We start from the raw sequence: 12749 nt of genomic DNA, 5'->3' as shown, positions 1-12749 counted from the left end.
ATGGCAATCGCAAAAGAGCATGAAATCCACCGCCGCCGCTTTGGCCGCAACGCCGGCGTAGGGCTGGCGTTGTTGGCATTCGTGGTGCTGGTCTACGGGGTGACCGTGGCCAAAATGCAAAGCGGCGACGAGATGGAAGCGGCAGATCATTCTCCGCGCATCAGTATGACGCCCGAGGTGCCCAGCGAATGAGCCGGATAGATTCGAAAAGCAAAACTGTACTGCAAACCGTTGCCGTTGTGTTGTTCATGGGCGGGATGGCCTGGGCCTCGGTTCCCTTTTACAACTGGTTTTGCCGTGTCACCGGATTTGGCGGCACAACAGGTGTGGCCGAAGCCGGATCTGACATTGTTTTGGACCGGATGATCACGGTGCGTTTTGACGCCTCGAAAGATCGCGACATGCCATGGGAATTCAAACCTATGGTGCGCGAGATGGAGCTGAAGATCGGCCAGACCGGCCTGGCGTTCTTTGAAGCCTACAACCCGACCGACCGCGTAATTGCCGGCACGGCCAGCTATAATGTCGTGCCTTATGATGCAGGGGCCTATTTTATCAAGATCGACTGCTTTTGCTTTACCGAACAGGTGTTGCAGCCGGGGGAACGGGCGCAAATGCCTGTGACATTCTATGTCGATCCAGAAATCGTAAACGACCGTGATGCGAAATATATCAATCATATCACGCTGTCTTATACGTTCCACGAAACCGAACTGCCACAGACCGAGGCGCGCGCGCTGCCTTCGGTTCTGGGCCAATAGAAACTATCCCAAGAACAGGGGGACGCCAATATGGCACACGAAAAGAACCACGATTATCACATCCTTGAACCTTCCATTTGGCCGCTTTTGGGGGCTTTGTCCGCCATCATAATGCTGGGCGGTGCGGTGCTGTATCTGGCCGAGGGCGGGCCGTGGATGTTCTTTGCCGGTTTGGCGGGCGTTCTATACGTTATGTATGGCTGGTGGTCCGAGGTGGTGCACGAAGGGCAAACAGGCGATCACACGCCGGTGGTGCGGATTGGTCTGCGCTATGGCTTTGTGTTGTTCATCATGTCCGAGATCATGTTCTTTGCGGCATGGTTCTGGGCATTTTTCAAAAGCGCGCTTTACCCGATGACCGAAGGGTATCCCAAGGTGGATGGCGTTTGGCCCCCTGCAGGAATCGAAACCTTTGACCCGTGGCATTTGCCGCTGATCAACACGCTAATCCTGCTGTTGTCGGGCACTGCCGTAACATGGGCACACCACGCACTGGTGCATGAAAATAACCGCAAGGATATGGTGACAGGGCTGGCAATCGGTATTGGGTTGGGGGCGTTGTTTACGTTTTTTCAAGCTTATGAATACAGTCACGCAGCATTCGGGTTTACCGACGGGATTTATCCATCGACATTCTATATGGCGACAGGGTTTCACGGATTTCATGTGATTATCGGCACGATATTCCTGACGATCATCCTGATCCGCGCGTTAAAGGGACATTTCACGCCGGAACAACATGTCGGGTTTGAAGCGGCGGCATGGTATTGGCATTTCGTTGATGTAGTTTGGCTGTTTTTGTTTGCTGCCGTTTACATCTGGGGTGGGTGAGACCCGTAGGTGAAAAAGAGTTTTCTTGCCTTCGGCGAGGATATTTACAAGAACAGTAATGAAGCGCGGGGAGGGGTACCTTGCCGCGCTTTTCGTTTGGGAGAGACGTGTTGAAGAAACCTATCCTTGTGCCTTTGTTGTTCGGTCTGGTCGGGGCGGCGATACTGGTGTCCTTGGGGATATGGCAATTGCAGCGGTTGCAGTGGAAAACCGCGATGCTGGCAGAAATCGACAGGGTGATTGCGGCAGAGCCCGTGCCCTTGCCCGATATGCCAAACGAGGTGGCGGATCAGTTTTTGCCCGTGGATGTGCAAGGCGTGATCACGCAGGATGAAATTCATGTGCTGGCCAGCACCAAGGATATGGGGCCGGGGTACCGGATTATCAGTGTTTTTGAAACGGATGGCGGGCGGCGGATCATGCTGGATCGTGGGTTTGTTGCCGTCCCTGCCAAAGACGCGCCACGCCCAGCCATTCGGGCACGGATCATTGGCAATCTGTTGTGGCCAGACGAAGGGGGCGCGGCGATCCCTGATCCCGAGATAGACAAGAATATCTGGTTTGCCCGTGATGTGGCTGCGATGGCCACCGTGTTGAATACCGAGCCTGTGTTGCTGGTGCAACGGCTGAGTTCGGAAAAAAAACCTGTAACCACGCCATTTCCGGTCACCAGCGCCGGCATTCCCAACCGGCATCTGGAATATGTTGTCACATGGTTTGGTCTTGCGCTTGTATGGTTGGGGATGACAGCGTATCTGATCTGGCGTATCAGGCGCAGGAACGAATAAAGGCGATTAGTCATGCGATATATCTCGACCCGTGGAAAAGCCCCCGAACTTAGCTTTGAAGAGGCGATGCTGACAGGGCTGGCCCGTGATGGTGGTTTGTATGTTCCTGCCGAGGTTCCAGTGATGTCCAAGGGCGATATCGCGGCGCTGGCGGGGCTGCCATATGAGGAAATCGCATTCCGCGTGATGCGCCCCTTTGTCGAGGGTAGTTTCACAGATCGGGAATTCGCCGACATCATCGCACGGGCCTATGACGGCTTTGACCATGATGCGCGCGCGCCGCTGGTGCAGCTGGGGCCAAACCATTTCCTGCTGGAACTGTTCCATGGCCCGACACTGGCGTTTAAGGATTTCGCGATGCAGCTGATCGGCCAGATGTTCCAAAGCGCGCTGGCCAAGCGGGGCGAGCGGGTGACGATTGTCGGTGCGACCTCGGGTGATACCGGATCGGCAGCGATCGAGGCGTTTCGCGGTCTGGATGCGGTGGATGTGTTCATCATGTATCCGCATGGGCGCGTCTCGGATGTGCAGCGCCGGCAGATGACCACGCCGGATGAGGCCAATGTTCATGCGCTGGCCGTTCACGGGGATTTTGACGATTGTCAGGCGCGCCTTAAGGACATGTTCAACGATTTCGACTTCCGTGATCGGGTGAAATTGGCAGGTGTCAATTCGATCAACTGGGGCCGTGTGCTGGCGCAAGTGGTTTACTATTTCAGCGCCGCGACCGCACTTGGCGCGCCACACCGCTCGGTCAGCTTTACCGTGCCCACCGGCAATTTTGGTGACATCTTTGCAGGATATATCGCCCGCAAGATGGGGCTGCCGATTGACCGGCTGGTGATTGCCACCAACCAGAACGACATTCTGCACCGCACCCTGCAAACCGGCGCCTACTCCACCAAGGGCGTAACGCCCAGCATCAGCCCGTCGATGGATATTCAGGTGTCGTCGAACTTCGAACGGGTGCTGTATGACGCCTACGGGCGCGATGGCGGGGCCGTGGCACAGGTGATGGACGAACTGAAGAACAGTGGCGAATTTACTATCAGTCAGGGTGCAATCGACATGCTGCGCGAAACCTTTGTTTCGGGACGTGCATCGGAACAGGAAACCATGGTCACGATCAAGGACATGCTGGCCCGCACCGGCGAGGTTCTGTGCCCCCATTCCGCCGTTGCCGTGAAAGTGGCCGGGGAACATTTGGGGCCTGAGCCGATGATCACGCTTGCCACCGCCCACCCTGCGAAATTCCCCGCAGCGGTCGAGGAAGCCTGCGGTATCCATCCTCCATTGCCAGCCCGCATGGGGGATCTGTTTGAACGCAAAGAACGGTTTACCGAGGTCGAAAATGATCTGGCCGCGCTGACCAAACTTATTTCGGATCGGATTTCCTCTTGAGCGTCAAATTCCACACCCTGTCAAACGGGTTTCGCATCGTCACCGAAAACATGCCCAGCCTTGAATCGGCGTCGCTTGGCATCTGGGTGATGGCCGGTGGCCGGCATGAACGTATCGAGCAAAACGGCATTGCGCATTTTCTGGAGCATATGGCATTCAAGGGGACCAAAACCCGAAGTGCGCTGGATATAGCCGAGGCGATAGAAGACGTCGGCGGTTTCATCAACGCCTATACCAGCCGCGAAATGACGGCCTATTATGTGCGCGTTTTGGGCGCGGATGTGGGGCTGGGGCTGGATGTGATTTCGGATATCCTGCTGAATCCGGTGTTTGATCCTGCGGAAATCGAGGTTGAACGCGGGGTGATCCTGCAGGAAATCGGGCAGGCGCTGGATACGCCGGATGATGTGGTTTTTGACTGGCTGCAAGAGGCGGCCTATCCGAAACAGGCGATTGGCCGTTCCATCCTTGGACCGGCGGAACGGGTGCGTGGTTTCGGGCGCGATGATCTGAAAGGGTTTGTTGCGGAACGCTATGGCCCTGCGCAAATGATCCTGTCGGCGGCGGGTGATGTGGACCATGATGTGATTGTGCGCACGGCTGAACGTCTGTTTGGCCATCTGCCCCGTCGCGACAGTATCGTGGCGGATTCGGCCCGTTTCATTGGCGACGAGCGGCGCGAGGTCAAAGACCTGGAACAGGCGCATTTCACTTTAGCGTTGGAGGGGCCGGATTATCGCGACCCCGATATCTACACCGCACAGATTTTTGCCTCGACCTTTGGTGGCGGCATGTCCTCGCGACTGTTTCAGGAAGCGCGGGAAAAGCGAGGCTTGTGCTATTCGGTTTTCGCACAGGCCGGTGCGTTTTCGGACAGCGGTTTGATGACGATCTATTCGGGCACAAGCGGCGACAAGGTGCATGAACTGGCCCTGCTGGTGGTGGATGAAATGAAACGTGCGGCGGATGATATGTCGGATGCCGAAGTGGCGCGCGCACGGGCGCAGATGAAGGCGGGGCTGTTGATGGGGCTGGAAAGCCCGGAACGACGCGCCGAACGTCTGGCGCGGCTGGTGGCGATCTGGGATCGGGTGCCGCCGCTGGCCGAGACGGTCGAGATGATCGACGCGGTAGACATGCGCAAAGTGCGGGATTTTGCCGGCGGGATGGCGGAAAATGCCAACGCGGCGCTGGCGTTATACGGGCCGGTTCAGGACGCCCCGACATTGGCCGACATCAAAGCGCGATTGGTGGCCTGATGTTCCGACGGCGCCGCAATATCCGGATCGAGTCTGAACGGATGACTCTGCGCCCACCACACCATTCGGATTTTCGCGCTTGGACGGCCCTGCGACGCCACAGCGCCGAGTTCCTAACCCCGTGGGAGCCGACCTGGAGCAAGGACCACCTGACCCGCAAGGGGTTTTCCAACCGCGTTTACTGGTCGCAGCGCTCGATCAATGCGGGGTCGGCGGTGCCGGTGTTTCTGGAACGGCGCGAGGATGGTGTGTTGCTGGGGGCTATCACGCTGGACAACATCCGGCGCGGACCGGCGCAGGCGGGCACTTTGGGGTATTGGATTGGTAAACCTTACGCGCGGCTGGGGTATATGAGCGAGGCAATCGCGGCGCTTGTGCATTACGCTTTTACCACGTTGGACCTGAGCCGGATCGAGGCCGCCTGTCTGCCGGAAAACACCCCGTCGCGCGGGGTGCTTGAGAAGGCGGGGTTTAAATACGAAGGGGTGGCGCAGAGTTACCTTCAGATCGACGGGCGCTGGCGCAATCATGTGCTCTATGCCAATCTGCGCGGGGACCGGCGGGGGAAGACCACTGTCGGGTGATGGGGCTTGAGGAAAGAGGCCCCGGATCAGGTCCGGGGCAGCGTTCGGACTGTAAAACGAGGACGGGATATCAAATGCTGAACCCTGCTGACACCGTATTTGAAACCGCCCTGCGCGGGAACCTGCCAGATGCCGCGTTTCGCCCCCTTTCCGCGAAATATCTGGAAGAGCCGCGTGGCCGCTATCAGGGTGTGGCGGGGCTGCTGGTGGCGCCCGAAACGGTGGAGCAAGTGGCAACCGTGATCCGTGCCTGCGTGGTCGCGCATGTGGGCGTGGTGCCATATGGCGGGGGCACAGGGTTGGTCGGGGGGCAGGTGTTGCCCGAAGGGTCGGCGCCCGTGATCCTGTCGCTGGAGCGCATGAAATCCATCCGCAACATATGGCCCGCCGAAAACGTGCTGGTGGCCGAGGCAGGGGTGATTTTGCAGGATATCCAGACCGCCGCCGAGGATGCGAACCGTCTGTTCCCGCTGACACTGGCAGCACAGGGATCTTGCCAGATCGGCGGCAATCTGGCGACCAACGCGGGCGGGGTGAATGTGTTGCGCTATGGCAATGCCCGCGCGCTGTGTCTGGGGCTGGAGGCGGTGTTGCCGAATGGTGATATCTGGCACGGGCTGAAACGGCTGCGCAAGGATAATACCGGCTATGACCTGCGTGACCTGCTGATCGGGGCCGAGGGGACGTTGGGGGTGATCACTGCCACTTCCTTGCGCCTGTTCCCGCGCCCGGCCGAAGATGGCGCGGCGCTGATGGTGGTGGGATCACCCGCCGATGCGCTTGACCTGCTGGCGCTGGCACAGGAACATTGCGGCGAAACGGTTTCGGCATTCGAACTGATCAACGGCATGGGCCTGCAATTTTTGACCGAAACCATGCCCGACGTGCGCCTGCCGTTTGACACCATCCCCGAATGGATGGTGCTGGTAGATCTGGGCGTGGCGCGGGGGCAATCGGCCAGCGATATGCTGGAAGGGCTGTTTGCCGACGGGTTTGAGCGCGGGCTGGTCAGTGACGGGGTGATCGCGCAATCAGTGGGACAGCGGGCCGATTTCTGGGCGGTGCGCGAAACCATCCCCGAGGCCAATAAACGTATCGGATCAATCGCCTCGCACGACATTTCACTGCCGCTGTCGGTGATACCGGAATTCATCGAGCGCGGGGCGCGGGTGCTGGCGCAGATCGGCGATTTCCGGATCAACTGTTTTGGCCATCTGGGCGATGGCAACCTGCATTACAACATGTTCCCGCAGGCAGGGCGTGACCGGTCCGAATACGACCCGTTGCGCAGTGCCATCAAGGACGCGGTGCATGATCTGGTGCATGAATATGATGGCTCGTTTTCCGCCGAACACGGGGTGGGGCGGATGAAAGTGGGCGATCTGGCCCGCTATGGCGATCCGGTGAAACTGGCGGCCATGCGGGCGGTAAAATCCGCGCTGGATCCTGCCGGGATAATGAACCCGGGGGCGATTCTTTAGGACATGTCGCGCCGAATTGTATTCAGGCCCGATACGCTCTAGCCTGCAGCCAGCAGTCGCCTGCCACTGCGCCCACGTTTCAATTCAAACACTTTCTGTCGCGGGATCCATTCGTATTTGTGGTCCAGCTTGGGATCCCCCCAGAACAGTTTGCCGCCCCAGCGCCACGGGTCCAGCACCAACCCGTCATACATGCCATCGCCCTTGGCGCTGATCACAACGGTGCTGTGGTCGATCCGCAGGGCCTTTTCGGAATTGCCAATAGCGCGGTGAAGGTCCAGCGTTTTGAAATGTTCCTGCGCCAGACGGGTTTCCATATCCTGTGCCCAATGCCAGCACAGCCCGCGCGGGCGCAGGCCTTGGTTGACCTTGATATTATGGATGATGGGCGGATCGGTGATCTGGTATTCCTTGGCCAGCTGTAGCGGATAGGTAAACGCCACATATGCCGCACGCTGCGCTTCTTCGGGATCAACATTCGGGCCAAGCGCTTGGATCGCCTGCGCCAGTTCCGCGATTTGGTTGTTGCCGGGGGTGGGTGGGCCACTTGAATATTTCCCGCAAGCCCCAAGGAAAAGGACCACCATCAGCGACAGCCGAAAAGCAAATTTACCAAACATTCCCAAGCCTTCTTCAATCGTGTTTTGATACCAAGTTTTCTAGGGGTAGCGGGTTGGGAATAGCTTGTCCAGATCGAGGTATGGCAGGCATGGATTTGTTGGGTCACAATGGGGTGAGCTGCAGCAAAAACGAACGTCCCGTCGGGGGGCGACGGGACGTTCATCTAGTCTTGCAAACAGAGGTCTGCTCCCAAACAGACAAACCCTGTTTATTGTGATTCTGATTAAGGAAGGGTTTATGCCACACTGGTTTGCGAATGGAAGTACGTCCATGCATAGCTTGGGAAACCGATAGCAAAAAACAAGGAGGCAACGGTGTTGATTGCCTGAATTTCAGGATTGGCGAGAAGCAGAGAACCGGCAAGGATGAACGCGGCTTGCCATTTCGGGGTCACGCCAGCCTTTAGCAATCCCGTTGCAAATAGCGCAAAACCAAGCGGCAATAGCGGGATGCCCCACAGCACAGCCATCAATGCGCGACGATGGATCAGAACCTCCAACCCCGGTGCCATGGCGAAAAGATCCGCGTCGCTTAATGTGTCAAAGGCACTGGCGGTCAGGCAAAGTGCTGCTTTATTGCCGGCGAGCATGAAAGTGCCGATTGTGGCCATCACCAATGCTGTGAAGGCAAGTCGGGGGAGGTCTGGTTTTAATCTTGCATAAAAATGCAATGCGAGAACCAGCAAAAGCGGCGCGCAAAAGAATTCCAGAAGATGGGCGATATGCATCCAGTGGGCGCCATTGATGTGAATCGCATATTCCATTCCGGTCTTTGGTATCCCTGTTGCAAAGGGGTCCGGATGGAGTAACTGGGCAGAAACGAAAAACAGCGGAAACAGGATAAGGGCGACGGCGGTAATGCCTGTTTCCAAAGGGAAATAAGTGGGGGGGCGGGTTGTGGTTATGGTTGTCATTTCTTTCTCCTTTATGACTGACTATCAGTCAGTATTTTGGTAAAAAAATTACCCTCTATGGCCCATAACACGGCGGTAAAAGGCGAACGTGCCGGGCGGTTGGTCCATAGCGGTTTCCATTGTTGCGATCAGGTGTTCGATACGGGCGTTGCGCATCACATCCGACCAAGGGAATATCCCCGGATCGAATAGCATCATGCCCGCCGTAAGGAATATCTCGAAGTTGTAGCCATCGTTGGTTTTTCCGCCCCATGCTTCCTGCATCAGGGGCACATAGCGGGTGATCATGGCTGATAGCAGGCGTTCGTGAATATCGACGCCTTTGATCGCGTGTATTCCGGCCGCATCGGCTTGATTCTGGTGCCATTGCAAATCTGCCAGCGCCTCGATCTTCTCGAGTGGGTCCATATCAGGGCGGGCAATGATCTCGCGTCCTTTGGTTTCTAGTGCGAGCTATGCCCAAAAGTTGGTGACGCAGTAATCAGGCGGCATGTTTTTCCTGCTTGATCCCGTCCTTAAATTCAACCCCTTCGATGATTTCCGGCAATCGGAATGCGCCGTCGAGTTTACGCCATTTCTTCTTTGCCGACATCATCAGGCGGAAGGTCATTGCCAAGGCGGTCTTGCGCCCGAGGCAGCCTTTGGTCTTCTTCGTTCGGTGCCGCACGGTGGCAAATATGCTTTCGATGGGGTTGGATGTGCGGATGTGTTTCCAGTGCTCGGCAGGGAAGTCGTAGAAGGTCAGCAGCACGTCTCGGTCCTTGGTCAGCTTCCCCACGGCACGCTCGTATTTCACGCCATAGGCTTCGATGAAGAAATTGAACGCGGCCTCGGCGTCCCGTTTGTTCTCGGCCATCCAGATGTCCTGTAGATGGCCCTTGGCTTTGGCTTGCAGCGACTTCGGCATGGCATTCAGGACGTTGCCGGTTTTATGCACCCAGCAGCGCTGCTCCCGGGTCTCACCGAACACCTCCCGCAAGGCGTTCCAGAAGCCGAGCGCGCCATCACCAACGGCCAGATCAGGGGCTTTTCTGAGGCCACGACGTTGCAAGTCCAGCAGCAGTTCACGCCAGCTCTGGCTGCTTTCTCGATACCCGTCCACGAGGCCCAGAACATCCTTGTTACCCCACTCGTCCGCGCCGATGATCACCAGCATGCATTGCTTGTCAGCATCCGTGCGCGGCTTGAAATAAACCCCGTCGGCCCAGAAATACACATAGCGTTTGGCCGACAGGTCACGCCGGTTCCAACGCTCGTATTCTGCCCACCACTCCGCCTTCAGGCGCGAAATCGTGCTCGATGTCAAACCACCCGCATCAGGCCCCAGAAGGGCCGCCAGTGCTTCGCCGAAATCACCCGTGGAAATACCTTTGAGATAGAGCCAGGGCAACAACTCCTCGACCGACTTTGCCCGGCGCAGATACGGCGGCAGAAGCGTCGAGGTGAACCTGATCTTCTCCGCCCCCGTGCCACGATCACGCACCCGAGGCACATTCACCGGGACAGGGCCGATCCCCGTCATCACCTCGCGCTCCGGCAGGTATCCGTGGCGAACAAGGCGCTGGCGACCGGCCGAATCCCTCAAATGCGCGTGTTGCGCCATCAGATCACAAACCTCGGCCTCGACCGCCTGTGCCAACAGATCCCGCGCGCCTTTGCGCAAGATATCCGTCAGCGGATCAGGTGAAATTCCGGCTGGATCGGTAAACTCCAAAATAGTATCGTCTTCCATGTGGCATATCCTTTTCTCTCTGAGAATCGCGGCGCGTCAACACCGCCATGATATGCCACCCAATCACCCCATCACCAACTTTCGGGCATTACTCTTCTAGTGCGGCGATGTGGGTTTCGACGATTGCTTCGACCACAGATTCCTTTGATTCAAAGTAATAATAGAACACACCCTGAGAGACGCCGAGTTCGGTAGTGTCGCGAGTTTGGTGGAAATTCGAGGACGGCGTAATCTCCGGGTGCATCGAAGCCACCCAACCGGCGGCTGGAACCGCCAAGGAGATCACGCCATGACAAAGAATACAGCAACATCGACATCCGCGCTACTGGCCAATGAAGCAGGCTATGACCCGATTGAAGACCGGCTGCGCCAGAACATCCGCGCGACGATCGAGGCGGTTTTCGAAGAGGAGCTGGAGCAGTTTCTGGGCCGTTGCCGGTATGGCCGCAGCGGCGGGGCAAAGGCCGGATACCGCCACGGGCATCGCGAGCGGCAACTGGTCGGAACATTTGGAACCGAAACGGTGCGCGTGCCGCGTGCGCGGATCACAGGCGAGGCCGGCAAGGCCAGAGAATGGCGCTCGAAGGCATTGCCCCGCTACCAGCGGCTGACGAAGAAGGCCGAGGCGCTGATCGCTGCTGTCTACCTTTCGGGCACCAACACACGGCGGGTAAAACGCGCCCTGTTCGGCCTGTTTCAGGGGGCGGTCAGCAAGGATGTGGTGAGCCGCGCCTGGCGCAAGGTGAAGGTGGACTGGCAGGCGTGGTGCGCCCGCAGCCTTGCGGATGAAGACATCGTGCGGCTGATCCTGGACGGCACCGTGATCAAAACGCGGATTGACAGGAAGGCCACCAATATCTCGGTTCTGGCCGCGATTGGCGTGCGCCGGGATGGGCAGAAGGTCTTGTTATCACTGATGAACATGGGCGGCGAAAGCACCTCCGCCTGGCGTCAGTTCATCAACGATCTGGATGCGCGCGGGTTGAAACGGCCCGAATTTGTCATCGTGGACGGGGCACCGGGACTTGAGGTCGCTCTCATTGCCCTCTGGGGTGAAGATCTGCCGATCCAGAGGTGCACGGTGCACAAGCACCGCAACCTTCTGGCCAAGGCACCCAAGCGTATGCATGATGAGTTGACAGAAGATTACCGCGACATGATCTACGCCAAAACACCCGAGGAAATCGCCACCCGCCGCAAGGCATTTCTGCGAAAATGGCGGCTGAAATGCAAGGCCGTCGCTGACAGCTTGGAAGAAGCAGGAGATAAGCTTTTCACCTTCACGCGTCTGCCACAAGGCCAGTGGAAATCGGCCAGAACGACAAATGCGATCGAACGCCTGAACGAGGAATTCCGCCGCCGCATCAAGACCCAGACCGTGCTGCCAGGCGCCGAGACCGTGCCGATGCTGCTTTGGGCTCTGATGGCCTCGGGGCAGATCGTCATGCGAAAGGTCGATGGCTGGGAAACGCTCGCTCAGCCCGTCGCCGACGCAACCCTTGACCAAGCCGCCTGACCGGCGCATAACTCAACCCGCTCGGAGGTGCCTGAAATCAATTTCCACCACTTTCGAGACACAACCGCCGAGTTCCCGCACGATGGCGCTGATCTTGGTGGCGGTAAAGCCGCGTTCGGCGAACAAGCGTCGTGCGCATTCGACGATTTCTGCCCGACGCTCATCGGTTGGTTTGGAAATGCGGGGGCGCTGCGTTGCCATAGGAGGGTCCTTTCGGCAAGGAGTTTACCCCTCGACTGACTGAGAGTCAATCAGATTGAAGGCGATGCAAGCTCACGCTGGCATTGGCGCTTTACTAACGGTTACGCCCCTTCGAATTCACACAACACATGCACATCCATGCCCATGTCTTCCAGCACCTTGCGCCCGCCCAGTTCCGGCAGATCAATGATGAAGGATGTGCTGACGATTTCGCCGCCCAGTCGTTCGATCAGTTTGATTCCCGCCGCTGCGGTTCCGCCGGTGGCCAGCAGGTCGTCGACCACCAGAATACGTTCGCCAGCCTTGATTGCATCGTCATGCATTTCCATCACCGCTTCGCCGTATTCCAGCGTATAGGCTTGGGAAATCACCGCGCCGGGCAATTTGCCCTTTTTGCGGATTGGAACAAAACCGACAGTCAACTGGTGGGCAATCGCCCCGCCAAGGATAAACCCGCGCGCTTCCAAACCCACAACCTTGTCGATCTGCATACCGGCATAGGGGTGCAACATCTGGTCGATCGCCATGCGAAACCCGCGCGGGTCGGCAAACAGGGTCGTGACATCGCGAAACATGATCCCCTCGTGCGGGAAATCCACGATGGTGCGGATATAGTCTTTGACGGATTTCATCTGGAGTCCCCTTTGGTGATCACATCTTT

General features: G+C 57.8%; 16 protein-coding genes. 9 read left to right on the top strand and 7 right to left on the bottom strand.

All coding sequences use genetic code 11. From position 1 onward, the window contains the following. The 8 genes from ACQY4M_RS19815 to ACQY4M_RS19780 all read left to right on the top strand — a co-directional run bounded on the left by ACQY4M_RS19815 (nt 1) and on the right by ACQY4M_RS19780 (nt 7105). Complete coding sequence (locus tag ACQY4M_RS19815) at nt 1–192, top strand: hypothetical protein (protein WP_428547788.1); 192 nt, start codon at nt 1–3, stop codon at nt 190–192. After that, nucleotides 189–761 (top strand): cytochrome c oxidase assembly protein, encoded by a 573-nt coding sequence (locus ACQY4M_RS19810; RefSeq protein ID WP_428547785.1) that lies wholly within the window; start codon nt 189–191, stop codon nt 759–761. Before ACQY4M_RS19815 ends, ACQY4M_RS19810 begins: the two co-directional genes overlap by 4 nt. A 30-nt stretch (nt 762–791) precedes the next feature. Then, nucleotides 792–1592: a cytochrome c oxidase subunit 3 gene (locus ACQY4M_RS19805; protein WP_428547783.1), complete on the top strand. Its 801-nt coding sequence runs from the start codon at nt 792–794 to the stop codon at nt 1590–1592. Nucleotides 1593–1702: 110 nt separating this feature from the next. After that, nucleotides 1703–2380 carry an SURF1 family protein gene (locus tag ACQY4M_RS19800; RefSeq protein ID WP_428547781.1) on the top strand — a complete coding sequence of 226 codons (678 nt, stop codon included), beginning with the start codon at nt 1703–1705 and terminating at the stop codon, nt 2378–2380. A 12-nt stretch (nt 2381–2392) separates the two neighbouring features. Beyond that, nucleotides 2393–3781, top strand: coding sequence for a threonine synthase (gene thrC / locus ACQY4M_RS19795; protein ID WP_428547778.1), 1389 nt, complete (start codon nt 2393–2395; stop codon nt 3779–3781). Beyond that, nucleotides 3778–5040 (top strand): M16 family metallopeptidase, encoded by a 1263-nt coding sequence (locus ACQY4M_RS19790; protein WP_428547775.1) that lies wholly within the window; start codon nt 3778–3780, stop codon nt 5038–5040. The genes thrC and ACQY4M_RS19790 overlap by 4 nt, the downstream gene beginning before the upstream one ends. Then, on the top strand, nt 5040–5624 hold the full coding sequence (locus tag ACQY4M_RS19785) for a GNAT family N-acetyltransferase (RefSeq protein ID WP_428547772.1): 585 nt from the start codon (nt 5040–5042) through the stop codon (nt 5622–5624). Before ACQY4M_RS19790 ends, ACQY4M_RS19785 begins: the two co-directional genes overlap by 1 nt. A gap of 74 nt (nt 5625–5698) precedes the next feature. Then, entirely contained in the window at nt 5699–7105 is a 1407-nt protein-coding gene (locus tag ACQY4M_RS19780) for an FAD-binding oxidoreductase (RefSeq protein ID WP_428547769.1), read from the top strand. Nucleotides 7106–7143: 38 nt separating this feature from the next. On the opposite strand, the gene ACQY4M_RS19775 is transcribed toward ACQY4M_RS19780, so the two are convergent. The 5 genes from ACQY4M_RS19775 to ACQY4M_RS19755 form a co-directional block, all read right to left on the bottom strand. After that, nucleotides 7144–7725: a hypothetical protein gene (locus ACQY4M_RS19775; RefSeq protein ID WP_428547766.1), complete on the bottom strand. Its 582-nt coding sequence runs from the start codon at nt 7723–7725 to the stop codon at nt 7144–7146. 236 nt (nt 7726–7961) lie between these two features. Then, entirely contained in the window at nt 7962–8639 is a 678-nt protein-coding gene (locus ACQY4M_RS19770; RefSeq protein ID WP_428547763.1) for a hypothetical protein, read from the bottom strand. Nucleotides 8640–8687: 48 nt separating this feature from the next. After that, nucleotides 8688–9047: a hypothetical protein gene (locus tag ACQY4M_RS19765; protein WP_428547760.1), complete on the bottom strand. Its 360-nt coding sequence runs from the start codon at nt 9045–9047 to the stop codon at nt 8688–8690. Between the two features lie 73 nt (nt 9048–9120). Beyond that, nucleotides 9121–10371, bottom strand: a complete 1251-nt coding sequence (locus tag ACQY4M_RS19760) for an IS256 family transposase (RefSeq protein ID WP_428539230.1) — start codon at nt 10369–10371, stop codon at nt 9121–9123. 88 nt (nt 10372–10459) lie between these two features. Continuing rightward, nucleotides 10460–10615 (bottom strand): TetR/AcrR family transcriptional regulator, encoded by a 156-nt coding sequence (locus tag ACQY4M_RS19755; RefSeq protein ID WP_428545565.1) that lies wholly within the window; start codon nt 10613–10615, stop codon nt 10460–10462. Nucleotides 10616–10660: 45 nt separating this feature from the next. Here ACQY4M_RS19755 and ACQY4M_RS19750 point away from each other — a divergent pair, with 45 nt between their 5' ends. Next, nucleotides 10661–11887 carry an IS256 family transposase gene (locus ACQY4M_RS19750; protein ID WP_428542083.1) on the top strand — a complete coding sequence of 409 codons (1227 nt, stop codon included), beginning with the start codon at nt 10661–10663 and terminating at the stop codon, nt 11885–11887. A 12-nt stretch (nt 11888–11899) separates the two neighbouring features. On the opposite strand, the gene ACQY4M_RS19745 is transcribed toward ACQY4M_RS19750, so the two are convergent. Together ACQY4M_RS19745 and ACQY4M_RS19740 are read right to left on the bottom strand one after the other, a co-directional pair. Next, nucleotides 11900–12088 (bottom strand): TetR family transcriptional regulator, encoded by a 189-nt coding sequence (locus tag ACQY4M_RS19745; RefSeq protein ID WP_428547757.1) that lies wholly within the window; start codon nt 12086–12088, stop codon nt 11900–11902. 101 nt (nt 12089–12189) lie between these two features. Further along, a complete protein-coding gene (locus ACQY4M_RS19740; RefSeq protein ID WP_428547754.1) occupies nt 12190–12720 on the bottom strand; it encodes an adenine phosphoribosyltransferase in 531 nt (176 codons plus the stop codon). Between the last annotated feature and the right edge of the window lie 29 nt (nt 12721–12749).

Source organism: Profundibacter sp., from assembly GCF_965277155.1.
GTDB lineage: Bacteria > Pseudomonadota > Alphaproteobacteria > Rhodobacterales > Rhodobacteraceae > Profundibacter.
The sequence above is the reverse complement of the archived record's forward strand: the minus strand, read 5'-3'. Positions and strand labels throughout refer to the sequence as shown.